The 26859-nt window shown below is 69.7% G+C and carries 19 protein-coding genes; 11 read left to right on the top strand and 8 right to left on the bottom strand.

Annotated elements, in window-relative coordinates; genetic code table 11:
• Positions 1–3 precede the first annotated feature (3 nt).
• The 6 genes from POL67_RS12935 (at position 4) to POL67_RS12910 (ending at position 5775) form a co-directional block, all read left to right on the top strand.
• Entirely contained in the window at positions 4–2658 is a 2655-nt protein-coding gene (locus POL67_RS12935; protein WP_271917591.1) for a TonB family protein, read from the top strand.
• Between the two features lie 71 nt (positions 2659–2729).
• A complete protein-coding gene (locus POL67_RS12930; protein ID WP_271917590.1) occupies positions 2730–3806 on the top strand; it encodes a hypothetical protein in 1077 nt (358 codons plus the stop codon).
• 2 nt (positions 3807–3808) lie between these two features.
• Positions 3809–4042 carry a hypothetical protein gene (locus POL67_RS12925; RefSeq protein ID WP_271917589.1) on the top strand — a complete coding sequence of 78 codons (234 nt, stop codon included), beginning with the start codon at positions 3809–3811 and terminating at the stop codon, positions 4040–4042.
• A 63-nt stretch (positions 4043–4105) separates the two neighbouring features.
• Positions 4106–4675 (top strand): hypothetical protein, encoded by a 570-nt coding sequence (locus tag POL67_RS12920; protein WP_271917588.1) that lies wholly within the window; start codon positions 4106–4108, stop codon positions 4673–4675.
• Between the two features lie 10 nt (positions 4676–4685).
• Positions 4686–5372 (top strand): STAS domain-containing protein, encoded by a 687-nt coding sequence (locus POL67_RS12915; protein WP_271917587.1) that lies wholly within the window; start codon positions 4686–4688, stop codon positions 5370–5372.
• A 202-nt stretch (positions 5373–5574) separates the two neighbouring features.
• Positions 5575–5775, top strand: a complete 201-nt coding sequence (locus tag POL67_RS12910; RefSeq protein WP_271917586.1) for a KGG domain-containing protein — start codon at positions 5575–5577, stop codon at positions 5773–5775.
• 82 nt (positions 5776–5857) lie between these two features.
• Here the strand turns inward: POL67_RS12910 and POL67_RS12905 are convergent, their stop codons facing one another.
• The 5 genes from POL67_RS12905 to POL67_RS12885 form a co-directional block, all read right to left on the bottom strand.
• Positions 5858–8101 (bottom strand): c-type cytochrome, encoded by a 2244-nt coding sequence (locus POL67_RS12905; protein WP_271917585.1) that lies wholly within the window; start codon positions 8099–8101, stop codon positions 5858–5860.
• The gene (locus POL67_RS12900; RefSeq protein ID WP_271917584.1) at positions 8098–9684 is read right to left on the bottom strand and encodes an Ig-like domain-containing protein; all 1587 of its coding nucleotides are present in this window, start codon (positions 9682–9684) and stop codon (positions 8098–8100) included. Before POL67_RS12900 ends, POL67_RS12905 begins: the two co-directional genes overlap by 4 nt.
• 63 nt (positions 9685–9747) lie before the next feature.
• Positions 9748–11334 (bottom strand): PAS domain-containing protein, encoded by a 1587-nt coding sequence (locus POL67_RS12895; protein ID WP_271917583.1) that lies wholly within the window; start codon positions 11332–11334, stop codon positions 9748–9750.
• Positions 11335–11504: 170 nt separating this feature from the next.
• Complete coding sequence (locus tag POL67_RS12890; RefSeq protein WP_271917582.1) at positions 11505–12179, bottom strand: YqiA/YcfP family alpha/beta fold hydrolase; 675 nt, start codon at positions 12177–12179, stop codon at positions 11505–11507.
• Positions 12176–13642: an amidase gene (locus POL67_RS12885; RefSeq protein WP_271917581.1), complete on the bottom strand. Its 1467-nt coding sequence runs from the start codon at positions 13640–13642 to the stop codon at positions 12176–12178. The genes POL67_RS12890 and POL67_RS12885 overlap by 4 nt, the downstream gene beginning before the upstream one ends.
• 138 nt (positions 13643–13780) lie before the next feature.
• Between POL67_RS12885 and POL67_RS12880 the strand changes: the two genes are divergently transcribed.
• Complete coding sequence (locus POL67_RS12880; protein WP_271917580.1) at positions 13781–15397, top strand: RecQ family ATP-dependent DNA helicase; 1617 nt, start codon at positions 13781–13783, stop codon at positions 15395–15397.
• A gap of 20 nt (positions 15398–15417) precedes the next feature.
• Here POL67_RS12880 and POL67_RS12875 read toward each other — a convergent pair whose 3' ends face one another.
• From POL67_RS12875 to POL67_RS12865, 3 genes are read right to left on the bottom strand one after another with little or no spacing between them, the layout of a single operon-like run.
• Complete coding sequence (locus tag POL67_RS12875) at positions 15418–18546, bottom strand: efflux RND transporter permease subunit (protein WP_271917578.1); 3129 nt, start codon at positions 18544–18546, stop codon at positions 15418–15420.
• Between the two features lie 4 nt (positions 18547–18550).
• On the bottom strand, positions 18551–19696 hold the full coding sequence (locus POL67_RS12870) for an efflux RND transporter periplasmic adaptor subunit (protein ID WP_271917577.1): 1146 nt from the start codon (positions 19694–19696) through the stop codon (positions 18551–18553).
• Positions 19693–21012 (bottom strand): TolC family protein, encoded by a 1320-nt coding sequence (locus POL67_RS12865; RefSeq protein ID WP_271917576.1) that lies wholly within the window; start codon positions 21010–21012, stop codon positions 19693–19695. The genes POL67_RS12870 and POL67_RS12865 overlap by 4 nt, the downstream gene beginning before the upstream one ends.
• A gap of 220 nt (positions 21013–21232) precedes the next feature.
• Here POL67_RS12865 and POL67_RS12860 point away from each other — a divergent pair, with 220 nt between their 5' ends.
• From POL67_RS12860 to POL67_RS12845, 4 genes are all read left to right on the top strand, one after another.
• On the top strand, positions 21233–21901 hold the full coding sequence (locus tag POL67_RS12860; protein ID WP_271917575.1) for a response regulator transcription factor: 669 nt from the start codon (positions 21233–21235) through the stop codon (positions 21899–21901).
• Entirely contained in the window at positions 21898–23304 is a 1407-nt protein-coding gene (locus tag POL67_RS12855) for a sensor histidine kinase (protein WP_271917574.1), read from the top strand. The genes POL67_RS12860 and POL67_RS12855 overlap by 4 nt, the downstream gene beginning before the upstream one ends.
• Before the next feature lie 206 nt (positions 23305–23510).
• Entirely contained in the window at positions 23511–25370 is a 1860-nt protein-coding gene (locus tag POL67_RS12850) for an acyl-CoA dehydrogenase (protein WP_271917573.1), read from the top strand.
• 133 nt (positions 25371–25503) lie between these two features.
• Positions 25504–26859 carry an FHA and sigma-54 interaction domain-containing protein gene (locus POL67_RS12845; RefSeq protein ID WP_271917572.1) on the top strand — a complete coding sequence of 452 codons (1356 nt, stop codon included), beginning with the start codon at positions 25504–25506 and terminating at the stop codon, positions 26857–26859.

Genomic DNA, 26859 nt, shown 5'->3' with positions numbered 1-26859 from the left:
CACGTGAACCTGCTTCCTTGCCAGAAGAGCGCCCTCGCCCTCGTCCTCGCGGGGTTCGTCGCCGGGACCTTCTCCACCCCTGCCCTCGCGCAGCCTGCCCCGCCCGGCGACGCGCCTTCCCCGAGCGCGCCCGCCGCGCCCACGGGGGCCGCGATGCCCCGGCCGCTCAACTACCAGCCGCCGGTGTATCCGCCCGAGGCCGAGAAGGCCGGGCTCGAAGCCACCGTCACCCTCCAGCTCGACATCGACAAGACCGGCAAGGTCAAGAACGTCGTCGTCATCGAGCCCGCGGGGCACGGCTTCGACGAGTCGGCCGTCGAGGCCGCGAAGAAGCTTGAGTTCGAGCCTGCGCGCAAGGCCGACGGCACGCCTGCGGCCGCGCGCATCCTCTACCGCTACTCGTTCGCGCTGAAGAAGGCTGAGCCTCCGCCCGACGCCGGCTCCGGAGACAAACCCTCCGCCGCGCAGGCCAGCGAAGCGCTCCGCGGCGTCGTGCTCGCGAGCGGCGGCGACGTCCCGCTGGCTGGCGCCACGGTCCTGCTCAGCGGCCCTTCCGGGCAGAACGAAGCCACGGTCGACGGCGACGGCAACTTCCGCTTCGACGCGCTCGGGCCGGGCAAGTACCGCGTGATCATCACGGCGCCTGGCTACGACGCGCTCGACGTCACCGAGGAGATCGCCGCGGGCGAGTCCATCGAGGTCAAGTACCGCCTCGTCGCCACGAGCGACGGCCTCGAAGTCGTCGTGCGTGGCGCGCGCGCGCCGCGTGAGGTCACGAAGCGGACGCTCGAACAACGCGAGATGCTCCGCATCCCGGGCACGAACGGCGACGCCCTCCGCGCGCTGCAAAACCTGCCCGGCGTCGCGCGCCCGCCTGCCATCGCGGGCATCCTGCTCGTGCGTGGCTCGGCCCCGCAGGATACGCAGACGTTCCTCGACGGCACCCAGATCCCGCTCATCTACCACTTCGGTGGTTTGTCCTCGGTCGTCCCGACCGAGATGATCGAGCGCATCGACTTCTTCCCGGGCAACTTCAGCGCCCAGTATGGCCGCGTCATGGGCGGCATCGTCGACGTCGCGGTCCGCGCGCCCAAGAACGACGGCAAGTACCACGGCATGGCGCAGGCCGACCTCGTCGACGCGCGTTTCATCGCCGAGGGCCCCGTGCCTGGCACGAAGAACAAGGTCCGCTTCATCGCGGGCGCGCGGCGCAGCTACCTCGACGCCACGCTCGGCCTCGCCCTCGACGCCGCGGGCGCGGGCATCACGCAGCTCCCCGTCTACTGGGACTATCAGCTCGGCCTCGAGGCGAACCCGACGCCGAGCTCGAGCGTGCGCCTCACCTTCTTCGGCGCGGACGACTCCATCGCGCTCATCGCCGACCAGCCTCCGCCCGGCGAGCCTGCGATCAGCGGCAACGCGGGGTTTCACACGGGCTTTCACCGCATCCAGCTCCGCTACGACAACGACATCGACGACAAGAACCGCTTCTCCGCGGTCGCTGCGGTCGGCATCGACCAGCTCGATTTCGGCGTCGGCCCCTTCTTCTTCAACCTCACGAACTACAGCATCAGCGGTCGAGCCGAGTACACGCGCCGCATCAGCAAGGGCCTCACGCTGAACACCGGCCTCGACGTGTTCACGAACTACGCCGACGCGAAGTACCGCGGCCCTGCGCCGCCGCGCGCGGGCGAGCCCTCGGGCGGCCCCTTCTCCACGCGCCCCCTCATCGAATCCGAGTTCAGCGGCTGGATTGTCAGCCCGGCCGGCTACGTCGAGCTCGAGATCGCGCCGACGGGACGGGCCAAGCTCGTCCCGGGTGTTCGCGTCGACGGCTACAACCGCGTGGACGGCATCGACATCTCTCCGCGCGTCAATGGGCGCATCGACCTCACCTCCAAGTTCCCGCGCTCGACGCTCAAGGGCGGCGTGGGCGCGTACACCCAACCGCCGCAGCCGCAGGAGACGATCCCTCCGTTCGGCACGCCCGGGCTCCGTTCGAACCGCGCCATTCATTATGCGATCGGCGCAGAGCAGGAATTTTCGCGCAACATCGAGCTCAGCGTCGAAGGCTTTTACAAGCAGCTCGATCGCCTCATCTCCCAGCAGCCCGCGGCCGTCGGGGGCAGCACCGAGCGCGGGAACCTCGGCAAGGGCCGTATTTTCGGCGCCGAGTTCCTGCTCAAGTACAAGGCCGACGCGAACTTCTTCGGCTGGTCGCCTACACCCTCTCGCGCAGCCTCCGCACGCCGCTCCCCGGCGCCGACGAGCAGCCTATCTCCTTCGACCAGACGCACATCCTCACGGCGCTCGGCAGTTATCGCCTCGGCGGCGGCTGGGAGTTCGGCGCGCGGTTCCGCCTCGTCTCTGGCAACCTCACGACGCCGAACGTCTGCAACTTCGAGCAAGAAGGCTGCATCCCAAATCGCGCGAACTCCATTTACAACGCCGCCGTCGGCACCTACGTGGCGATCCCGTACAGCGGCCCGTTCAGCGAGCGATTCCCCATGTTCCACCAGCTCGACATTCGCCTCGATCGGCGGTTCCGCTTCAAGAGCTGGCAGCTCTCGCTCTACCTCGACGTCCAGAACGTCTACAACAGCCAGAACGTCGAGGGGATCGATTACAACTTCAACTACACCGCGCGGCAATACGTGACGGGCGTGCCGATCCTGCCGAGCTTCGGCATTCGTGGTGATTTCTAGGCCGATTCGCGAGGAGGGAATGGGATGAAGTACACGCGCTCCTTCCGACGTCACGTGCTCGGGGCGCTCGCGGCCGCGACGCTCGCCGCCCCGATCGCCTCTGCGAGCGGCTGCTCGCCTGGCTGGGTGTCGTCGAACCTCGTCAATGGCCTGCGGGTCTTCTCGGTCACTGCGGACAAACCTTACGCGCAGCCGGGCGAAGAGGTCCGCTTCGACATGTCCTTCTACGACGGCTACCCCGACCCCGAGGGCGACGGCCCGCGCCCCGTCCAGATCCTCTGGATCGGCGGCTGCTACAACCCGCCGGGCGACCTCTATTATGGCTGCTTCCCGCAGCTCTTGAAGACCTTCCAGAGCCTCGGCGAGAGCGGCGGCAACCTCCCGCCCGGGCTCATCGGCTTCGGGCCGACGTTCACGACCACCATTCCCGAGGACATCCTCTCCCAGCGCCCGACGCCCGACGGCGGCTCGAAGTACGGCCTGCAATTCGTGTTTTTCTTCGCCTGCGCCGGCGAGATCAAGCCGATCGAGCTCGACCCTTCGGGCAAGGCGGGCTTCTTCCCGTTCGGCTGCTTCGATTCCGCGGGCAATCGCCTCGCCGCCGACAGCTTCGTCCCCGGGTTCTCGCAGATTTACACTTTCGAGGACGGCCGGACGAACCAGAACCCGCCCGTCGCCGGCATGACGCTCGACGGCGAGCCCATCCCCGAGGATTTCACCGAGGCGCCGACGATCAAGGCTTGCCCCTCCACGGTCGACGAGCGCCGGGCCGTCGGGTGCTTCGCGGGCGACCCCTACGAGAATTGCCCCGAGCACGAGCTCGACCTCATCGTCGAGCCCACGATCGCCGAGATCGATCCCGGCGAAATGGTCGGCGGCGAGCAGATTTACGAGGCGGTCTGGGTCGACTGGCTGGTCGAAGCAGGCGACCTCACGGGCGGCGGAATCTCGCTCATCAGCGGCGTGACCGAGGGCTACAAAGACGAGCACAGCACGAAATGGATCCCGCCCGCCGAGCCCGGCCTTTATCAGATTTGGGGGGTCGTTCGCGACACGCGTGGTGGCTCGACCTACGTGCAGCGCTATATCCGAGTGGAGTGACCATGACCCAGGAACCCACGATCGCCTCCTCCGAATCGAAGGCCCGGACCTGCGCCTGCGGCCATGGCCGCGAGCACCACCTGGTGAGCCCCGAGGGCGTCTACACCATATCCGGGTATCTCCGCCTCTTCTTCGGCATCTCCGCACGGCCGACGAAGGTGAAATACCGCTGTCGCCGCTGCAATGAAGTATTCTCCGTGACGGCGGATCCCGCCATCCTCGACCAACATTACTGATTCCCGTCCGAACGACGCATTTTTCCTTGACGCCGGATCCTATGCGGCGAAAGGATCGTGCGTATGCAACGGTTTTCGCGTTATGCGCCGCTGGAGCTGAAGGCCCACCCCGATCCCGGGACGGAAGACCGCTCCGGGCCGACGCTGACGCTGGGAAGCCTGTTTACCATGCTCGTGACTGTCGGCGGGGATGACGTCCCGCCGGAATACGTCGCAGCGTGCCGCGACATCGACCCTGCGGCCTGGTATCTCGGCCAGGATCTCGAGACGATCCTCAACAAGCTCGAAGACCGGGATCCCGCGCTTCCGGAGCTCATCGGCCGGAACATCTATTTCATGTTCCGTACCCAGCTCCACGAGCTCGGGATCAAGACCGCGACTGATTTCATGGTCCAGCTCCCGGCCATGTGGACCTTTGCCACCCGGGGCGACAGTGGCACGTGGCACGCCACGATGAAGGGCGCGCGGCACGCGATCGTCGAGTCGCGTCAGCCCTTCAACTGCCACTTCGAGGCCGGCGGGCTGCGCGGGTTCATCGAGGCGCTCGACGGATACGACGTGGAGATCACGCATTCGACGTGCATCCGAAACGGTGCCCCTTTCTGCACACTCGACACGCGATGGCAGGAATGAGCGCCATCCGATGAGCGAAAAGGCAGAGGCCGAACAACAAAAGTCGACGCTCGCCGCGCGGCTCCTCGACGAAGAGATGGAGCTGCTCCGCTGGATTGGCGCGCGGATGAGCCGCGTCCTGCTCGGTCGATACGAGGAACTCCCCCTCATCGAGCGCACGGACGAGCTTGGAATCGTGGCGAACATGGTGGCCCGCGTGGCGCGGGAGCTGCGCCGGGGCCGGGAGCGGGACGAGGCGCGGCGCAAAGAGCTCGAAGCGCGCGTGAAGGAGCTGGAGGAGGCGCGCGCGGAGCAGGAGCGGCTGCTCGCGGCGGTCCGGGAGCTCTCCGCGCCTGTCCTCGAGGTGTATCGCGGCGTCTTGCTCGTTCCGATGGCGGGGGCGCTCGACGCCTCGATGCTCGCGCAGGCCGAGGGGCGCGTGCTCGCGCAGGTCTCCGTGGCGGGCGCGCGCACGGTGATCCTCGACATCACGGGGGCCACGGCGATTGATCCCGTCGTGGCCGCGGGCCTCGTGCGAATCGCGCGGGCGCTATCGTTGCTCGGGGCACGCGTCGTGCTTTGCGGCGTCTCGGCGGCGGCGGCCCGTACGGCCGCGGAGCAGGGGCTCGATTTCGCGCCGGCGATCCTGCGCGCCGACCTCGGCAGCGCGCTCGAAATGGCCATTGGGGCCGAGCTCCGCCGGACGCGCCGGATCTAGCGCAAACGGTCCCGGGTGTCCCCGGACAAACCAACCGACCGACCCGAAACGACGCTCGAATCGACGGGGCGGCCGCTCGACGTCCTAGGGAGCGCACCCCAGAGAACGCGTGTGGAAGGTGGCGTGGGGGGAAACGACGGGCGGACGGGCCGCTCGCGTGGACGCCGCGCCGAACGACCTTCAACTCGAAAGGGAGTGCGTCATGGCACAGGAGCAGAAAAAGGGCCAAATGACGGTCGAGGAGGCGGGGCGCAAGGGCGGCGAGACCGTCCGTGACGAGCGCGGCTCCGAGTTCTACTCCGAGATCGGCCACAAGGGCGGCCAGCGCGTGCGCGAGCTCATCGAGGAAGGCAAGCAGGCCGAAGAGGGAGGCAGCGGCGGCGGCAGCTCGAACAAGAGGTGAATTCGGCCGAGCTGATACGGCCAAGTGAAGCATGGCCGCGGCAGGGGCGCGCATCGTGCCCGGCCGCGGCCTTTTTTTCGATTCAGGGCTCGTCGTCGTCGAGGGTGAGCAAATATCGCTCGAGGTCGTCGAGATCGGCGTCCCCGAGGTGGCTCGTCTTGCCGTGCTGGTCCGCGGCATTCCGATCGCGGAGCACGGCGCGGAGCGTGAGCGCGGAGCCATCGTGCAAATACGGCGCGCTCTTCCAGAGCCCGCGCAGCGTGGGTGTATCGAGCCCTGGGAGCGGGCCGCCGAGCCTCGACCCGGAGCCGGGTCCGAGCGTCCCGACGTCGTGGAGCACGTAGTTCTTGTCGGCCGCGAGCGCGCTGTCCGTGAAGCGCGGCGGCGCGTGGCACGTCGAGCAACCAGCCTCGGCCGAAAAGAAGATGTCCTTGCCCTTCTGGCGTGAGGCCAGCGCGGAGGGGTCGTTCGAGCGGTACGGGCTCTTGCCGAACGCGCCGAGTGAAGCGACGTAGGTGGCGAGCGCGTCGAGCTCCGGGGACAAACCGTCCTTCGGGGCGCCGAGCGTCTGATCGATCATCCCCGAATGGAAGACATCGTCCGGCAGAAATCCCGCCCCGCCCATGGGGCCGCGGATGTCGTGCTCGAAGTCCTGCACCTCGTCGAAATTGGCGCTCCAATGCAGGGGCCCGTGCGCCGTGCCCGCCCGCCCCGCGAGCGGGATCGTATTGCGCAGGCCCTCACCTCGCTGGGTGAAATCCCATACGAGGTTGTCCCCTTCCCCGTCGAGGTGGCACGTGGCGCAGGACATGTAGCTCGTGCGGCTCATGCGGGGGTCGCGACTGCTGTAGAAGATCTGTTTGCCCCGCAAAACCTCGTCGGACAGCGGCTCGCTGTCCCCCGTGGCGAGCGTGCCGCGTGGGACGGGCGGGCTCGACAGATCACGCACGTCGTAGACGCGCACCTCGCGCGAGAGCGACGCGTGCACCCATAACGTCTTGCCGTCCTCGCTCAGGACGAGGCCGTCGGGGGCGTGGCCGACGTCGTCGATCGAGCCGGCGACGTCGAAGCTCACGGCGTCGCGCACCTCGACCCGCTCAGCGCCCTGGATCGCCACGTAGATCACGTCGCCCTCGGGGGAAAAGACGACCGCCGAGGCGAAATCGAGGTCGTCGAATGCATACCGCCCGGCCTTGCGCTCGAACGGTTTTTCCGTGGGCCCGCCGAGCTCGATCTCCGTGAGGATCGCGCGCGCGGTCGTCTCGAAGCTCAGCGGTTTGCCCGTCCTGTACATTCCCGTCACGGTGTTCGCGCGGAGCGAGGGGACGAGCGCACGGCCGCCGTCGGGCGAGGGGACGATCTGGTTCAAAAAGCTCGGCACGCCGCTGTTGTTCGTGTCGCTGTCGAGCCCGGTGTCGGGTGGGAGCAGGAGCGGCTCGCCCGCCTTGAGCGCCGCGGGGTTCGTCGCGTCGATCACGGCCACGTTCGCGCCCTCGGCCGTCGCGCGCCAGCGCGTGACGAGCACCGTCCCGTCCGCGATGGCCGCGACGCCGCGTACGTCCGGAAAAACGGGAATCCGCGAAAGGACCTGGTTCCCCTCGGCGCGGACGGCGGCGAGCTCGCCCGTGCCGGAGAGCGTCACGAAAAACACGCCCTCGCTGCGCGGATCGGCGACGATGCCGAAGGGCGCGCTGCCCGGCCCGAATTCGATTTTTCCGCTCGTCGCTTGTTTGTCGAGGTCGTAGAAGACGACCGTGCCGTCGCCCTGACAAGCCGCCGCGAGGGTCGCGCCCGAAATCGCGAGCGTACGCGGCGCGTCGCAGCTCACCTGCGGCGTTGGAGGGACGGGCGGCAGCTCCGTTTCGAGCCGCGCGACGTGATCGTGATCGGTGTTCGCGACCCATAGATCGCTGTGCTTGGGGTCGAGGACGATCGTGCTCGACGCATTCGGCCGGATCGCCATGGGCTTTTGCACCACAGCCACGCCGCGCGTGACCACGAGCTTCTGCCCCTCGGAGATCGCGGTCGCGCCGACGAGCCGTCGGCCGGGCGTCGTATAGACGTGACAAACCTTCGTGAACAGGACGGCCGGGGGAAAGGCCGTCCCGTCGCCGAGGTTCCAGGCGACCTGGGCGCTCGGGCCGCCCTTGACGGCAAGCGAAAAACAAGTATTTTCGCCGACGTAGGCGACCGCGGGGCCCTCGATCGTGCTCAGGGCGAACGGCTCGGGCGTCGGGGGTTTTTCCGAGGTCCCGTCGCCGCAAGACGCGAGGGCTGCCCCGGCGAGGAACGTCGCGAGGGGAATCCCGGCACGCGCGCGTCTCATTCCTCCTCCTCTTCCGAGTAGGGCGGTGGCGGCGGCGGGAGGGCGCAGGGGCCGGTCTTGAACGTCGAGCGGAATTCGGTCTGCGTGGGATTGCCGTTGAAATCCACGACCCCGCCGGCAGGGACGACGACCTCGTACTCGGTGTCGGGTTCGAGCGGCGAGGCGGGCCAGAAGTTCACGATGCCTTCCTGCCCCGAATACTGGCCCTGGATGGGCTCGGTCGTGCCGACCTTGCGGACGAGGAACGAGCCCTCCCATAACGATCCGATATCAACGAACTCGCCGAACGTGAGGCCGATCCGGGTCGTGAGCGGCTGCGCGCTGGCGCTGTCGCGCGGGTTCACCATGGTCACCTCGGGCCCGCGCGTGTCCGGGGCTTCGAGGAAGGGCGCGACGGCGCTCCCCTGGTCCTTCTCGGCTTCGTCGTCGACGCTGAGGACCACGACGTTGCCGATGGGGATGATCGTATCGAGGTCGCCCGTGAGATTGAAGCGGCGGAGGAGCGAGGGCTTCGTCGGATCGGAGACGTCGACGGCCTCGGCGAAATGGCTCTCGCCGATGAACGCCACGTTCTCCTTGAGGAAGACGTATCCACCGTTCCCGTCGGGCGCGTGGTAATCGCCGAGGTACTTGGGTGCCTCGGGGTTCGCGATGTCGTAGATGATGACGCCACCGCCCATGGATTTGCGGGCGTACCAGGCCTTGTCGCCGTTCAAATGGGCGTGATAGGCCTCCTGCCGGACGCCCGCGCCGTCCTGGATCTCGAACGTGCCGCCCGGGATGGGCGTGGGCCGCGCCGGGTCGCCAATGTCGAGCAGCACGGTGCGCGAGCCCTCGGCGGCCATGACCGCGAGCAGGTTGCCCACGGCGAAGATCGCGCCGGCGCGGAGCGGCGGATCGAATTTGAACTTCGTGATGGGGACGGGTTTGGCCGGGTCACTCGCGTCCACGACAAAGATGCCATTGTCGGCTGCGGCGACGTAGACGTACGGGGCTTGCCAGAAGACCGAGAGGACGACACGCGCATACGCGTCGGGCCAGAAGACGCCCTTGAACGAGAGATCACTCGTGACCACGGGCGCCGCGGGGTTGCCGAGATCCCAAAATTGAATGCCGTTCACGCCATTGACGACGGCCCTCCAGCCGTTCATCCGGGCAAACCCGGCGGCGTGGGTCTCGCGCATGAGCGGCGAGAAGCTCGTGCCGACGGGCGCGGGCGCGCAGGGATCGTCGAAGCGGAACGTGGAGAGGCCGCCGCCGCCCCACTCGGGCGCCCACGGCATGACGAGGTACCCGTCGAGCATGGTGACGGTGTTGTGGTGATCCTTGTCGTCCTCGGGGCCGCCATCGAGAAACGCGCAATTGACCCCGAGGACGTCCGTCGAATACGTCTGCGCCGGGCCCCCCGGCCCTTTCCAGGAGAGGGGGCTCGCCGGGCTCGCCGGGAGCGGGCTCGTGGCAGGCGCCGCACAAACGAGCCCCTCGGCCTCGACCGGCTCGCCCCCGCCGCACCCGGCGAGCGCCATCCCGCCGAGCACGGGCAAGACACGGCGGGACCATTCGATGACATCGTATTTTTGCATCCCTCTGCCTCCGAAGTTCCCCCGGAGAGAACATCGGAAGGGTCAGGAGGCGTCAATCGAGTATCAGCGCCGACGCGGCGGGGCCGCGCTCCGGGCCACCTCGCGCGAGAAGATCGCCGCGCGCAGGGTGCGTTTCGTGACGAAGCCGGAGAGGTCGATGCCAAGCTCGACGATGGTCTGTGCGACGGCGGGGCGGATGCCGCTGATGACCGCGTCGGCGCCGAGCAGGCGGATGGCGCGCACGATGCTCATCAGGTGATCGGCCGTGTGGGTCTCGATCGTCTCGAGGCCCGTGAGGTCGAGGACGACGCTCGCGACCTGCCGCTCGACGATGGCCGCGAGCAGGCGGTGCATGATCTCCTCGGCGCGGGTCTGCGTCATCGCGCCGACGATGGGGACCGCGAGCACGCCCCCCGCCACTTCGAGCAGCGGGGCGGAAAGCGTGAGGATCTCCTGGTGCTGGGCCTCGATGATGCCGAGCTTCTGGTCGAGCTCCTCGACGAGCGCGGCCTTGGCCTCGGCCTGCCGGAAAGCCTCGACGGCGCGACGCTCGACCTCGGTGGCCGCCTCTTCGAGCTTGCGGTGGGTCTCCAGGCGCGTGGTGATGTCGACGCTGCAGCCGAGCACGTGCACCTCGCCGCTCGGCCGGACGAGGGGGCGCTTCGTCGTCTGGTACCAGCGCAGCTCCCCCGTGTGCCAGAGGATCTCCTCCTCGACCGTGCGCTCCTCGAGCGTGGCGAAGACCTGCTGGTCGATGCTCAGGAAGCCGTCGGCCCGCGCGTGTTCGTTCAGGGCGCGCTCGTGCTGGCCGACGATCTCCTCGGCCGTCTTGCCGAAGATGTCGGCGAAGGCCTTGTTCGCGAGCAGGAAGGTGCCGCAGTCGTCCTTCACGAAGATCAGGTTCGGATCGCAGTCGATGACCTGACGGATGAAATCTTGCTGCTCGCGCAGATCCCGCTCGGCGCGTAGCTGCTCGGTGACGTCTTGCCCCACGCAGAGGACGAGCCGCTCTTCGGCGCCCTCGCCGTCGACGGGGACGAGGTGGAAGAACATCGAGCGCGTGCCGAGCGCGGTGGGCACGTCGCTCGTGATGATCTCCTCGGTGCCCGTGGCGAGGACACGCGCCTCGACCTCGCGCACGAAGTCGGCGTCGGCCGGGTCGATCAAGAGCGCGCGCGTACCGCTCTCGCGCTCTTCCTTGGCAGCGGCGCCGAGCAAGCGGGCGCGCGTCTCGTTGGAGAACAGGCTCCGGCCCTCGGCGTCGACGAGCGAGACCGTCACGGGCAGGCGATCGAGGACACGGCGCAGGAGCGTGGCGGGGAGCCGATCGTCGCTGGATCGGGGCGCAGGCTCGCGTACGGGCACGGGGCGCGCGTGCACGAGCGCGGCGCGCGTGTCGCCGTCGGGCACGGGCACGATCGTCACGGCGTGCTCCGCGGAGCGGGTCTCGAGCGTGACCTCGGCGCGCGTGGTTTCGCCCGAGAGGACCTTCGCGAGGGCGGCGGCGAGGGAGGGCTCGGCGAGCGGGGAATCAACAAACGTCGTGGTCCAGGCCGTGTTGGCCTTCTGGACCAGAAGGGCTCGGTCGACGATGGCGATCGGCTCGGGGAAGACGCTGAGCGCCGCATCCGAAAGGCGACCGTCGTTCATGGCTCCATGGCGCGAACGTGCATCACGTCGACGAGCTCGCCGCGTGCCCCGCGGGCCGCACGCGTTGGTTGGATGAAGGTCCCCGCGACACAGCGTGCGCCGCGCGCGGTGATGATCGCCCTCGCGGGCAAGGAAGGTCAAGCATGATGGAAGATCGAAGAAGCGGCAACTCAGGAGCGAGCGACCGAGCCGAGGAATGCCGCGAGGAAGGACTCCGATGCGGAGAGGATCCAAGGGAGCGACGCGACGAGTTCGTGGCCGTCGTCGAGCTCGTGGAGCGTGACGTGGCGGCGTTCTTCCGCGAAGTCGCGTGAGCGATCGATCGAGACGACATCGTCACGCGTGCCGTGAAGAACGAGCGTCGGGACACGCACATCGGGGAGCGTGCCGTCGTTGCCGTCCACGGCTTCGAGGTCCTGGAAAAACCCGTAGTCGACGCGGGCCTTGCCGCCCGTCGTGAGATCGTCGACCTCCAGGAAGCCTGTCTCGGCCCAGCGCGCCATGCCCGCTTCGCCGAGGCGCGCGCGCCAGCGTCGCGAGAGGTCGAAGGCGGGCGCGAGGAGCACGAGGGCCGCGACGCGCGCGTCGATCTCGGCCACGCGGCTCGCGACGAGGCCGCCGAGGCTCGACCCGAAGAGGACGGCGCGATCCCGATCGCCGCCGATGCGGCGACGAACCTCCGTGATCATCGCGGAGACGCGCAGGTGCTCGAACGAGGGCAAACGCAGGTCGAGGCGGTCGATGTCGACGCCGCGACGGCCGTAGTGCTCGGCCACGGCGACGCCCTTCTTGGAGCGGGGACCGGAGGCGAAGCCGTGCAGGTAGAGGAAACGCGGATTCGTCACGGTGCGATCGTAGCGCGGCGCGGGGGCCGCGTCTTTCGGCGCGCCTTCGTCCAGCCGCCGAGGTCTTCTTCGAGGGCGCGCGCGACGGCGATGGTGAGGGCATCTTCGTTGCGCCTTGCTGCGACCTGCACGCCGAGGGGCAAACCGAGATCGTCAAAGCCCGCGGGCACTTGCGTGACGGGGAACGCGAGCACGTTGAAGAGGGCCGTGCAGACGAAGTCGAGGGGCGTGAGCAGCGGCTCCCAGTGGCGCGGCGCCGAGCGCGTGTACGTCGGATGCAGGAGGACGCCACGCGGGCCGAGCTCGGCTTCGAGCTCTTCGCGCAGCCGTTTGCCCGCGGAAGACCAGGTGGCGATCGGCGCGGGCACGCTCTTCAGGAGCGCCTCGACGCCCGCGACGATCAGCGCCTGGACCGTGTGCGGCGCCGAGGGGAACGGCGCGCGGAGGAGCTCGCGTGCGATCCGGATCGGGCGGCCGTTGCCGAGCACCTCGCCGTACGTCAGCGCGCCGGCCTCTTCCTCCATCATCGCGGTCCAGATGAAGAGCGCCTTTGAAAGGCCCCGCGTGCGGAGCTCAGCGATCCGCGCGCCGCGGGCTTCGAGCGCCGCTGCCGCGCGTCGCACGGCTTGTCGCTTGCTCGGGCGGATGCGCGCTGCGCCTGTCGTTTCGAGCGGGTACACGGTGACGCCGCGCAGATCGATCGCGCCCGGATCCCCTTCGAGATCTCGCTCGGCCATGAGCCCGAGCAGCGGCCAGAGGTCCTCGGCACGGCGGGTCATGGGGCCCGTGCAGAGGAACGTGTCGAGCGCGCCGGGCACGTCGGGCCAGTAGCCCTGATTCGAGACGAGGCCACCCGTGGGCTTGTGGCCGAACACGCCGCACATCGCGGCGGGGATGCGGATCGAGCCGGCGATGTCGGAGCCGATGCCGAACGGAGACGCGCCAGCCGCGAGGATCGCGGCCTCGCCGCCGCTCGATCCACCAGGGATGCGCGCAAGGTCCCAGGGGTTGTTCGTGCGGCCGTAGATGCGGTTGTCGGTCTCGAGCCAGAGGCCGCCCTCGGGCATGTTCGTCACGCCGAGGACGATGGCGCCGGCCTCGCGCACGCGGCGCACGACACGGGCGTCCTCGGCGGCGCGCAGGTGCTTGCGCGCGAAGACGCCCGCCGTGTGCGGCATGCCCTCGACGGCGATGCCCTCTTTCACCGTGCAAGGGACGCCGAAGAGCGGCGGCAACGGTTCGCTCGTGGTCCTCTGGGCAAGTTTGTCCGCGGCTTCCCTCGCCTCGCGCCGCGCGTGCTCGAACCGATCGGCGACGACGGCGTTGAGGGCGGGATTTTCCGCTTCGATGCGCGCGATGTAGAGGTCGACGAGATCAACAGGCGAGAGGTTTCCTTCGCGCACGAGCGACGCGAGCTTCAGGGCGGAGGCGGAGAGCAGCTCGTCGGAACCGGCGAACGACATCGCGCGGAGTGTAAAGCACATGGCGGCCGCCAGGGTCCGCCATGGCGGCGCCACCCCGCGGCCAACGGTTCTCCCGACGAACCCCGCGCAAACCAAGGGAATCCCGCGCGGCACGGCGCTCGCTTTGGGACGGCGCTCGTGAACGCCAAACCACCCCTGCCCGATCTCGACGCCCTGCGCGCGGCCCACTTCGGTTTCGCGGAACTCCGGCCCTTCCAGCACGAGGCGATCGGCGCGCTCCTCGCCAATAGCGAAGGCGGCCGCGTGCTGCTTGTCGCGCCAACCGGAGGCGGCAAATCGCTCTGTTACCAGCTCCCCGCGCTCGCGCTCCCCGGCACGGCGCTCGTGGTCTCGCCGCTCGTCGCCCTCATGGAGGATCAGGTCCGCAGCCTCGAAGCGCGCGGGATCCCGGCGACGTTTTTCGCGTCGACCCTCTCGGCCGAAGAAAACGGACGCCGCCTCGCCGCGCTGCGCCGGGGCGCCTTCAAGCTCGTGTACGCGGCGCCCGAGCGGCTCGGGCATGCCGGGCTTTGGGCGGCGCTCGCCGCGGCGGGCACGTCGCTCGTGGCGATCGACGAGGCGCACTGCATCGTGCAGTGGGGCCACGACTTCCGGCCCGATTACCTGCGCATCGGCGAGGCCCTCGCCGCGCGCGGACCGACCCGCATGATCGCGTGCACGGCCACGGCGACGCGGGCTGCGCGCGGGGAAATCATGCGGCGGCTCGGATGGGATCCGCGGAAGGTCGTCACCGTGCTGCGGGGGTTTTTCCGACCGAACCTCACGCTCCGCGTGGCGCGGGCGCGGGCGCCACGCGAGGTGCTCGGGGAGGTGCGGCGCGCGCTCGCCGAGGCGCTCGCCGGGCCGGGCGCGGGCATCGTGTACACGGCGACGCGCAAGTCGGCCGAGGCCCTCGCCGCGGCGCTGCGCGCAGACGGATGGGACGCGCCCGTCTACCACGGAGGGACGGCCGCGCCGGAGCGCGCGCGGATCTCCGCGGCGTTCGCGGCTCGCGAGACACGCGTGCTCGTCGCGACGAACGCGTTCGGCATGGGCGTGGATCGTCCCGACGTACGGATCGTCGTGCACGCGGAGACGCCCGGCTCGCTGGAGGCCTACTACCAGGAGGTCGGTCGCGCGGGGCGCGATGGGCTCGACGCGCACGGGCTGCTCCTCGTGACGCCGAAGGATCTCGCGCTCCGGCGCAGGCTCTGCCGCCTCGGCCCCGACGGCGCGCCCGCGACCCGCGCGGAGGCGGCGCGCGCGCTCGGGCGCCTCGCGGAGCTCGTGCGGTACATCGACGGCAAGATGTGCCGTCATCGGATCCTGCTCCGGCACTTCGGCGACGATCCACGCTTGATCGACGGCGGTTGCGGGCGGTGCGACGTCTGCGTCGAGGCCACACCTCCCGACACCGTGCGGGATCCACCGCGCTTCGAGGACATCCACGAGGCGCTGACGAAGGCGCCCGACGAACAACCCGCCGCCCCCTCGAAGCCACGGCCCGTCGCCGCGCCCGCTGGCGTCCCTTCGGAGCTCCTCGAAGCGCTGCGCCGCTACCGGCGGGCGCGCGCGCTTTCCCTCGGCGTCCCCGCGTACGTGGTCGCGCCAAACCGCGCCCTCGTGGAGATGGCGATGCTGCGGCCCGCCTCGACCGAGGAGCTCCTCGGCGTCCGCGGCATGGGAAAAGGCCGCGTCGCCGCGCATGGCCAGGGCTTTTTGCGGGTGATCGGCGGGGAGGCCGTCGAGGCGTGAACGCGCGCGCATGGCATCGGCTATTCGGCGTCGCCGGAGGCCTGCGCGGGCGCTGTGCGCATGGCGAAGGCGCGGCGCGCCCGGTCGGAGAGTTCGACCGCAAACCGGTACATCACGGGCAGGACCACGAGCGAGAGGAGCGCGGCCGACACCGTGCCGCCCACAATGACGACCGCGATCGGCCGCTGCGTCTCCGCGCCCATCGCCTTCGACACGGCCGCCGGCAAGAGCCCCAGCGCCGCGAGCGCCGCCGTCATCAAGACCGCCCGCAGGCGCTCCTTCGCGCCCTCCATCACCGCCTCGTCGAGGCCGAGCCCCTGCGCCCTGCGCTCGACGATCGCCGAAAGCACGAGCACACCGTTCAGCGAGGCCTGCCCCACGAGCGCGATGAACCCGACGGCCGCCGCGATCGAGACCGGCATGTCGAAGGCCCACAGCGCGACGGCCCCGCCCACGAGCGCGAACGGCACGTTGAGGAGCACGAGGATCGCGAGCGGCATCGACCGGAAGGCGTTGAACAAGAGCCCCAGCGTGACCAGGAGCGCCAGGGGCAGGACGAGCGCGAGCCTGCGCATCGCGCGCTCCTTCGACTCGAACTCCCCTCCCCACTCGACGCTCATGCCGCTGTCGAGCGGCACCTTCGCCTCCACCGCCTTGCGCGCATCGTCCACGAACGTCCCGAGGTCACGCCCGCGCACGTTCATGCGCACGCCGATGTACCGCTGCCCGTTCTCGCGGTTAATCGAGGCGCGCCCGTAATCGACGCCGATCTCGCCGAGCGACGAGAGGGGCACGAGCGCGCCCGAGGACGTCGGCACGCGCAGGTTCTCGATCTGCTCCAGCGAGTCCCGCGAGGATTCGGGGAAGCGGAGCACCACGTCGAAGGATCGATCGCCCTCCCAGAGCTTGCCGACCGCGCGCCCGCCGAGCGCCGTGGACACGAAGCCCTGCACCTCCTCCATCGACAAACCGTACCGCCCGAGCGCCTCGCGGCTCGGCCGGATGCGGACCTGCGGCACCTCGCCGCTCTTGACGATGCCGAGATCGGCGATGCCCGGCACGTCGGCGAGCGCGCGCTTCGCGTTCTCCGCGGCCTCCTGCAGCTTGGGCATGTCGTCGCCGTAGATCTTGAGCGCCACCTGCCCGAACTGCCCCGAGATGTTCTCGTTCACGTTGTCGCGGATAGGCTGGGAGAAGTTCACCTCGAGCCCGGGGATGACCGAGAGCGACGTCTGCATCTTGGCGATGAGGGCCCCGAGCGTGGGGGCGTCCGGCCCCCACTCCGTGGCGGGCTTGAGCTTCACGAACATCTCGAGGTTGTTCGACATCGTCGGATCGGTGCCGTCCTCGGGGCGGCCGAGCTGGCTCACGCGCGCCTCGACCTCGGGAAACGCGTCGACGATCCGCGCGATGATCGGCGCGAACCTGCGCCCTTCGCTCAACGAAACGTTGGAGGGCAATGTAAACGTCAGGTAGAGCGCTCCTTCGTTGAGCTCGGGCAAAAACTCGCTGCCGCGCTGGGCGAGCAGGACCCCGCTCGCGCCGAGCGAAGCCATCGCGAGGAGCAGAACCGCGAGCGGGCGCCGCAAGGACGCGCGCAGCGCGGGCACGTAGAGCCGGGACGCCCAGCGCAGCACGGGCGACTCGCGGTGCGGCCTCGGCTTCCGGTAGGCGAACGTCGCCAGCACAGGCACGAGCGTGATCGAGAAGAGCAGGCTGCCCACGAGCGCCGCGACCACCGTGTGCGCGAGCGGCGCGAAGATCCGGCCCTCGACGCGCTGCAGGAGGAAGATCGGCAAGTACGCGGCGATGATGATCAGGAGCGAGAACACGGTCGGACGAACCACGTCCCTGACGGCCCGCTCGATGCGCTCCTGTACGCGTGCGGGCGGCTCGGAGGGCTCGTGGTGCGACATGCGGTGCACGATCGACTCCACGATCACGACCGCGCCGTCGACGATGATCCCGAAGTCCACCGCGCCCATGGAGATGAGGTTCGCGCTCATGCCCCGCGCCTTCAGGTAGATGAAGGCCGAGAGCAGCGACATCGGGATCACGGACGCCACGATCAGTGCCGCGCGCAGGTCAAGCAGCACCACGAAGAGCACCAGCACGACGAGCACGGCGCCCTCGGCGAGGTTCCGCGCCACGGTCTCGAGGGTCTTCGAGACGAGCTCCGTGCGGTCGTAGAAGGTCCAGATCTTCACGCTGCGCGGCAGGACCTTCCCGTTCAGCTCGTCGATCTTCGCCCGCACCGCAGAGAGCACCTCGCTCGGGTTCTCGCCGCGCCGCATGAGGATGATACCCTCGACCACGTCCGGATCGTCCGCGCGCCCCACGATGCCCTGCCGCGGCGTCCACCCCTCCTGCACGCTGGCGAGGTCCGAGAGGTAGATCGGCGTGCCGCCGCGGGTTGTCACCGCAATCCGGCCGATGTCCGCGGCGCCCGTGAACAGGCCTTCGCTGCGGATGACCAGCGCCTCGGCGCCTCGCTCCACGATGCCGCCCGACGCGTTCTCCGACGAGGCCTCGAGCGCGCGCACGAGCTCGCTCATCCCGACGCCCTTGGCCGCCATGGCCCCGGGATCCGGGTGGATCTGGATCTCGCGCACGAGTCCGCCGTAACTCACGACGTCGGCCACGCCCTGCACGCGGAGCAGGCGCGGGCGCACGACCCAGTCCTGCAGCGTGCGCAGTTCGAGCGGGTCGCGCTTCTCCGACGAGAGCGTGTACCGGTAGATCTCGCCGATCGGCGTGGAGAGCGAGCCGAGCTCGGGCCGCACACTCTCGGGCAGCTCGGCGTTGCGAAGCCGCTCCGTCGTCTGCGCGCGCGCGAAGATGGGATCGACGCCGTCGCCGAACGTGAGGGTCACGAACGACAAACCGAAGAGGTTGATCGCGCGGACCCGCACGAGCCCCGGCGTGCCGTTGACAGCACGCTCGATGGGGACCGAGATCTGGCGATCCATCTCCTCCGCGGGCTGCCCGGCGTAGAGCGTGATGACGTTGACCTGGGTGTCGGTCGGATCGGGGAACGCCTCGATGGTGACGCCCGTGAACGCCCAGGTCCCGAACGCAGCCACGATCAAAGTGACGAGCAGGACGGCGCCGCGGTGACGGAGCGCCGCGGCCACGATGTTCTCGAACACGGCTTCACCCCTCGACGTCGAGCGCGTTGAGCAAGAGGAGCGCGCCGCTGCTCACCACGCGCTCGCCGGCACGCACGCCGGAGAGGACCTCGGCGCGCTCCTTCGATTGGCGGCCCACCTCCACGTGGCGTCGCTGGTACGTGCCAGCCGCGGTCTCCACGAACACGACCGATCGCGCCCCGTCGCTCACGATCGCCGAGGCGGGGACCCCGACGACCGTCGCCTCGCCGGGCGGCATGAAGAACACGCTCACGAAGGCGTTTGGCCGGAGCAACTTCCGATCGTTCTTCACGCGCACGCGCACGGGCACGGTTTGCCGTTCGGGATCGACCACGTCCGATACGGACTCGATCGTGCCGGAGATCCCGACTGCCGCGCCGTCCGGGAAGCGGATCTCGGCCGTACGCCCGGGCGTGAGGGCGGGGGCATCTCGCTGCGCGACGTCGGCGAGGACCAGGACGTCCTCGAGATCGGCCACCGTGGCGATGGGTTTGTCCCCGTCCGGCCCAACCTGCTTGCCAGGCGTCGCGTCGAGCTGCACGACGGTGCCGGCCCGGTTCGCGAGCACCCAGTACGACGTGGCGCCGGCGGTCTTGATCGAGAGGCTGCGGATCTTTTCCGCCGCCATCTGCGCCGCGAGCCTCGCCTCGTCGAGCTCGCTCTGCGCTACCGTGAGCTCATTCTGCGACGCGGCGCGCGCTTCGACGAGCTTCTCGATCCGCTCGACGACGGCCTTGCGCGTCCTAATCGCGAGCTCGGCAGCACGCCGCTCGTGCTGGAGCGTCGGCAGATCCGAGGTACGTACCTCGATCAGCCGATCCCCCTCGGCCACGCGATCGCCGAGACGCACGTTCAAGTTGACCACGCGCCCCGCGAGCGGCGCGAAGCTCGGCGCCGTCAGGCTCTCCACCGTGGAGACGCGCGCCGTCACGGGCGGCAGCGGCAAAGGATCCCCCGCGGTGGCCTCGGTGGTCGAGAACTTCATTGGACCCGGCGTGGACGGGTCGAGGGCCACGACATCCTCGGCGGCCGAGAACGGCGGTCGTGCCTTGTCCTGCGGGCTCCTGTGGCACGCGGCGCCTGCCCCGCAGAGCAGCACGAGCGAGACGGCGGAAAGGGTTCGTCGGGGGCTTCGGTGTGATCGGGTCATCGGGGGTCCTCGTTCGTCCTTCCAAGCTCGGCGGCGATCTCGAGCGCCGCATCGAAGGCTTCGGCGAAGCTCTCGGCCTCGGCCACGACGAGCTCGCTCACCGTGCGCCGGGCCTGGATCACGTCCGTGAGCGGCAAGAGGCGGCCCTCCGCCGCGCGCGCGAGCTCCTTCAGCGTCCCCTCCGCGCGCGGCAGGATCTCCTCCGACAGCGAGCGCTGGCGCTTCTTCTGCGCGGCCAACCGCTGTTCGAGCACGGGCAGCCGCGAGCGGCTCGTCTCCAGGGTCTTCTGCCGCTCGGCCGAGGCGCGCGTGCGTTTCGCCTCCGCGGCCGCGAGCTCGGCTTGTCCGCGATCGAAGATCGGGAGCGGGATGCTCACGCTCAAGCTCAGGCTGTTCACATGGTTGCCCGAGATGACGAACTGATCCCGCAGGTAGCCAAAGCGCACGGTGGGATCGGGGATCGCCTGCGCCTTCGCCCATCGCACCTCCGCGGACGCAGCCTCGCCGTACGCCGCGAGCGCGCGCACGTCGGGCCTGTCCTCGACGCGCCCGGCGGCGCCCACGCGCTCGATCCAGCGCGCAAGGAACGTCCGCGCCGCGCCCGCGTCCGCGAAGGGCTCACAGGGAGCGCCGAGTGTCGCCGTGCAGTCGGCGAGCGCCGTGCTCACCTCGCTCTCGGCCGATCGGACGCTCTGCTCCAGGCGGCTCGCCTCGATCTTGAGCCGCTCGACCTCGAGCCCCGGCGCGAAGTCGGCCGCGTGGCGCGCCTCGCCGAGCTCGGCCTGCTTGCGCCCCTCGTCGGCCATGCGCCGCAGGCCTTCGAGCCGCATCGTCGTGGCCGCGAGGACGCCGAGCGTCCGCGCAAGCGAGAGCGCCCGCACGCGCACGTCCGCAGAGAGCCCGGCCCGCGCCGCGCGTTCGAGCGCGCGCGCCCGATCCTGCAGCGGTCCGCGCTTGCCGAGCGGAAACGTATACGCGAGCGAGACGCCGTAGTTCGGCACCTGCGTCATCGGCGACGAGAGCCCAGGGGGGTTCGTCTGTCCGATCGGGATCGTCCCCCAGCTCGCTTCGAGCGTGGGGTTCGGCAAGGTATGCGACTTCTTCACCTCGGCCGCGGCCAGATCCACTTCGAGCGAAGCGGTCTCCACGCCTCGCGCACGAGCACGCACGAGCGCCTCCAGCGCGCCGAGATCGAGCTCGGCGCTCGGGCGGAGTGCGGCGTCCTGCGGCGCGCTCGCGGCGCCCGCGGCGGAGGCGAACGACAAGCTCGCGGCGAGCGCGAGCGCCGCGCAGGGCCAGGGTTTCCGGTGGGCCATGCTCATCGGCGTACCGTCTAAGGTCCTGGGCTCTGACGAGCATGAACGGCCGATGAAGATTCCTTCAGCCTTCTCGTGCGCTTGCGACGGAAGATGAAGCGCGAATGAAGAAGTCTTCATCTGCGCTTCCACGCCGCCGCTGGAAAACCGCGCGTTCGAGGGGGAACACGGCCTGCGCGCGAACGGCGCTCGCCCGGCGCCACGCTAAGCTCGAACCCTGATGAAAATCCTCGTCGTGGAGGACAACAAGAAGCTCGCGAGCTTCTTGTCTCGGGCGCTCAGCGAGGAGGGCTACGCCGTCGACGTGGTCGCCGACGGCGCCACTGCGATCCAGCAGATCCAGGCGCTCTCCTACGATCTCGTAATCCTCGACTGGATGCTCCCCGAGATGGACGGGCTCTCGGTGTGCCGCACGGTGCGACAGAGGGGCAGCCAGGTGCCGATCCTCATGCTCACGGCGCGCGCCGAGGTCCCCGAGCGTATCGCCGGCCTCGACGCCGGCGCCGACGACTACCTCGCCAAACCCTTCGATCTCGGCGAGCTGCTCGCGCGGGTCCGCGCGCGCGGGCGTCGCGCCTCCTTCGTCGACACCGTCCTCCGCGTGGGCCCGCTCGTCGTCGATCGCGCCGATCGCCGCGCCACGGTGGACGGGCGCCGCATCGACCTCACGCCGCGCGAGTTCGCGCTCGTCGCTTACCTCGCGCGCGAGGCAGGCCGCGTCGTGCCGCGCACGGAGCTGCTCGCGAAGGTGTGGGAGACGAGCTTCGATCCCGGCTCGAACGTGGTCGAGGTGCACGTGAAGAACATCCGCGAAAAATTCGGCCCGAACGCCGCCCTCATCGAGACGGTGCGCGGGATCGGCTATCGCCTCTCCCCGAGCGGACCATGAAGCTCAAGAACCGCTTGAGCCTCGCCGTCACGGTCGTCAGCGCCGCGACGCTGCTCACCTCGTTCCTCACGGTCTACGTCCTCGTACGCCGCGACGAGACGCGCGATCTCGACCTCGCCCTGGCGGCGCAGGCGCACGCGCTCGCGCAGATCGCGGACGCGAAGAACCCGGGCCGGCCCGCTGTGCTCGACGGGGTTGCCGAGGTGCCCGAGAGCCTGCGCCCGACCCAGCGTTACATCGCGGTCTACGACGAGCGCGGCGCGCTCCTCTCGGCGACGATGAACTTCGGCAGCGAGGTGCCGAGCTTCGAAAGCCTCGGGGCTTCGACTGTGTTGCCCACGGAGGGCGTGCCGGTCGATCTCGATGTGAACGGCAAGGCCCTCCGCGGCGTCACCGTGCCCGTCGGAAACGGGGGCGCCGCACTGCTCTACGCCGCCTCGCGCCGGACCGTCGACGAGGACGCTAGCTTTCTGCACCGCACTCTCGGCGTGCTGTTCCTCTCGGCGACCGTCGCGACCGCGCTCTTCTCCCGCTGGCTCGGCGGCCGCCTCGCGGGCGACGTGCAAGCTATCGCGCGCGTGGCCCGCGAGGTCGAGCGCGGCAACCTCGAAGCGCGCGTCGGCGGCGGTGCCCACGGCAGTGCCGAGACGCATGCGCTCGCGGCCGATCTCGACCACATGATCGAGCACCTCGGCGCGCTCGTCGCCGCGCAACGCCTCTTCGTCTCGCACGCGGCCCACGAACTCCGCTCGCCGCTCTCTACGCTGCGTGGCGAGCTCCAGCTCGCGCTGCGCAGGCCCCGCGACGCCGCCGGCTACCAGCGCACGATCGAGGAGGCGCTCGTCGACGTCGAGGCCCTCTCGCGCCTCTCCGAGGACCTGCTCACGCTCGCGCGCGTGCAGGCGCCGCGCTCGCTGGGCTCCGACGTCATGGCCATCGGAGACATCGTCGCCGACGCGCTCCGCCTGGCGCGCGGCCCGGCCGAGGTGCGGCGCGTCTCGCTCGAACAGGCGCCGGAAAACACGAGCGCCGCGCCCCTGCTCGTCCGCGGGGATCGGGGCGAGATCATCCGCGCGCTCCGGAACCTCGTCGACAACGCGGTCGCGCATGGCCCCGCGGAATCGCCGGTCCTCACCACGATCACGCGCCGCGACACCTCCGTCGAGATCGCCGTGATCGACCGCGGCCCCGGCGTCGCGAAGGAGGACGAACCCCACATCTTCGAGCCGTTTTACCGGGGCACGAGGGACCGCGGCGACGACCGGCCCGGCGCTGGACTCGGCCTCGCCATTGCGCGTGGCATCGCGCGAAGCCTCGGCGGCGACGTGTGGCTCGACGTCGCCCACCAAGCCGGCGCGCGGTTCGTCTTGTCGCTCCCCGCGATCACCGACGCCGACGCTTGACCGGACGAGCCCAATCGCAGCCAAACGTATGTCGGGACGATCGCAAAGCGGCCCTTTCCGGAAATCTTTTCGCAACAGGATGTTTCGTGCGCGAAGAAGATTGACGCAGCGCATCGCCATGCTACGCGGACACGAGCCGATCGACCGTTCGCTGCGCGCATCTGCCGAACTCGTCGGTGAAAACGCGCGCTACCGAGGAGGCCCCCGTGTCGAACCCGCAAGCAAGTCAGAATCGCTATCGAGCCGACCTCCGCGAGATGAAGTTTTTGCTCTTCGAGCAATTCCGTCTGGGTGACATCCTCGGACGCGCGCCGTTCGAGGCCTGGGGGGTCGACGAGGCCTCGATGGTGCTGGACGGGACGTACAAGTTCGCCTGCGAGGTGCTCGGGCCGCTGAACGCGGTGGGTGACCGGTCCGGGTGTCGCCTCGAAGGCGGGCGCGTCTACACGCCCGAGGGCTTCAAGGACGCGTGGGACAAGCTCTACGAGGCGGGCTGGAAAAACGTCTCGGTGAACCCCGACTGGGGCGGCCAGGGCGCGCCGCACGCGCTCTTCGCGCTCATCGAGGAGATCCTCTCGGGCGCGAACACGGCGTTCAACATGTACCCCGGCCTCGCGCACGGCGCGGCCGAGGTGATCCAGCTCTTCGGGACGGCGCGGCAGAAGTCGCTGTTCCTGCCGCCCCTCTACGGCGGCGCCTGGGGCGGGACGATGTGCCTCACGGAGCCGCACGCGGGCTCGGACGTGGGCTCGTCGCGCACGACGGCGAAGAAGCGCGACGACGGCCGCTACCAGATCCGCGGGACGAAGATCTTCATCTCCGGCGGCGATCACGACATGGCCGAGAACATCGTGCACCTCGTGCTCGCGCGCGTGGAAGGCGCCCCGCCCGGCACGAAGGGCCTGTCGCTCTTCATCGTGCCGCGCCTCCGCGTGAAGGAAGACGGCACGATCGAAGGCTCGAACGACGTCGCCGTCGGGAGCATCGAGCACAAGATGGGCATCAACGGCTCGGCGACGTGCGTGCTCAACTTCGGCGAGAACGACGGGTGTATCGGCGAGCTCGTGGGCGAAGTCGAGAACCACGGCATGGCGCAGATGTTCAAGATGATGAACGGCGCGCGCATCGCCGTCGGCGTGCAGGGCGTGGCCGTCGCGTCGAGCGCCTTCCTGAACGCGCTCGACTACGCGCGCGACCGCAAGCAAGGCCCGTCGATCGACCACTGGAAGGATCCGACGGCGCCGCGCGTGGCGATCGTCGAGCACGCGGACGTGCGGCGGATGCTGCTCGAGATGAAGGCGAAGGTGGAGGGCATCCGCGCGCTCATCGTGAAGCTCGCGCTGCACCAGGACCTCGTGCACGTCCACCAGGGCTCGGACGACCAGAAGGCCCAGTACCACCAGGGCCAGGTCGATCTGCTCGTGCCGCTCGTGAAGGCGTACGGTTCGGATCAGGCCTTCCGCGTCTGCGAGATGGCGATCCAGACGTACGGCGGCGCCGGGTACATCCAGGACTACCCGGTCGAGCAGTACTGCCGCGACGCAAAAATCTTCTCGATCTACGAGGGGACGAACCACATCCAGGCGATGGATCTCGTGGGCCGCAAGCTCGCCCAGCGCGGCGGGCAGAACCTGCAGGAGTTCCTCGGCGACGTGGCCGCGTTCGTGCAAAAGCACCAGGGTCACCCGACGGTCGGGCCTTACCTCGCGGAGCTCGGCGCCGCGCAGGAGGCGCTCGCGGGCACGGCGATGCGGATGCTGACGTGGTTCCAGACGGGCCGCATGGCGATGGTGCCGCTCGCCGCGAACCGCTTCCTCGAAATGATGAGCGTCGTCGCGGTGGGTTGGCTCTTGCTCGAAGGCGCCGTGCTCGCCTCGGAGAAGGCCGCCGCGCTGCCGAACGACGAGTCGTCCGCGCGCGACCGCGCCTTCTACGAGGGCAAGCGCCACGCGGCCGCCTACTACGCGCGCCACGTCCTGCCCGAGGTGCGCTCCCACGCCGAGATCCTCGGCCGCGAGGATCGCTCGCCGCTCGACATCCCCACGGACGCGTTCGCCTCGCTCTGATCGTCCTTCCCCCGCTCGGGGGGCGTCGCTCGAACAAGCCGCGTGATGCCCCCGAATCCCTGTTCCCGCTCGGGGGCGCTCCGCGTCTCCACCCTATAAAACCCCCCTGTGCAGCCGTATGCTTTCGGCTGTCATGAAGCCGCTGGTGCACGAGACGATCGAGGAGCAGGGCGAGCCGCTCGTGCCCGCGGGCGAGCCCATCCCCGGCCTCGTCGGGATCTTCTCGTGCAAGGCTCCGCAGTTCGTGCCGCTCAGCCTCGCCCGCGGGCCCATCGAGCTCGGCCGGACCACACATGGCGCCCTGCTCGACGACGACCGCCTTTCCCGGCTCCACGTGCGCGTCGAGCACGAGATCGGGCGGTTTGTCGTGACGGACCTTGGGAGCCGCAACGGCACCTACGTGGACGGCGCGCGTATGCAGGGCAGGGCGACGTTCGATGCGCCCCGCGTGCTGCGCATCGGCCGGACGCTCTTGATCTTCGTCGCCGACGTCCGCCCGTACCAGCAGGGGACGGTGACGACGCGCGGGGACATGATCGTGGGCCCGCGCCTCGCCGACGCGCTCGCGCGAGTAGCCCGGTCGGCCACGCTGGGCAGCATGCTGCTCGTCACGGGCGAGAGCGGCTCGGGCAAGGAGCTCGCGGCGCGCCATTTCCACGCGTCCTCGCCCCGCGCGAGCGGCCCGTTCGTCGCGGTCAACTGCGCGACCATCCCCGTGGGCGTCGCCGAACGCTTGCTCTTCGGCGCGCGCAAAGGCGCGTACTCGGGCGCGACGAACGACGCCGAGGGCTTCGCGCAAGCCGCGCATGGCGGCACGCTCTTCCTCGACGAGATCGCGGAGCTCGAGAGCGGCGTGCAGCCGAAGCTCCTGCGCCTGCTCGAGGTGGGCGAGATCCTACCGCTCGGCGCGAGCCGGCCCGTGAAGGTCGACATCCACGTGGTCGGCGCGACGCTGAAGAACCTGCGCGCCGAGGCCGCGAAGGGCCGCTTCCGCGAGGACCTCTACTACCGCATCGGCAACCCCGAGGTGCGCCTACCGCCGCTGCGCGACCGGCTCGAAGAGATGCCGTGGCTGATCCGCGCGACGCTTCAGAAATCAGGCGCGACGCTCGAGCCGCATCCGCAGCTCGTCGAAGCCTGCGCCCTCCGGGCCTGGCCCGGCAACGTCCGCGAGCTCTCGCACGAGCTCCGGCAGGCCGCGGAGAACGCGCTCGCCGCGGGCCGTACGGTCGTCGAGGCCGGGGATCTCGACCCTTCCGCCGGTCTCGTGCTCGTCGACGACAACGAGTCGGAGCCGCAGAACGCGTCGAAGCCAAACGACGAGCGGATCGCGGAGGTCCTGCGCCGCGAATGCGGAAACGTGTCGGCGGCGGCACGCGCGCTCGGGATGCACAGGACGCAGCTCCGGCGCTGGCTCGCGCGGCGAGGCGGTTATCCGCAGGCAGTCATGCCGGACGAAGGCGGGCACGTGACGATCGAGACGGAGTGA

The sequence above is a fragment of the Polyangium mundeleinium genome, assembly GCF_028369105.1.
Classification (GTDB): Bacteria; Myxococcota_A; Polyangia; order Polyangiales; family Polyangiaceae; genus Polyangium; species Polyangium mundeleinium.
The sequence above is the reverse complement of the archived record's forward strand: the minus strand, read 5'-3'. Positions and strand labels throughout refer to the sequence as shown.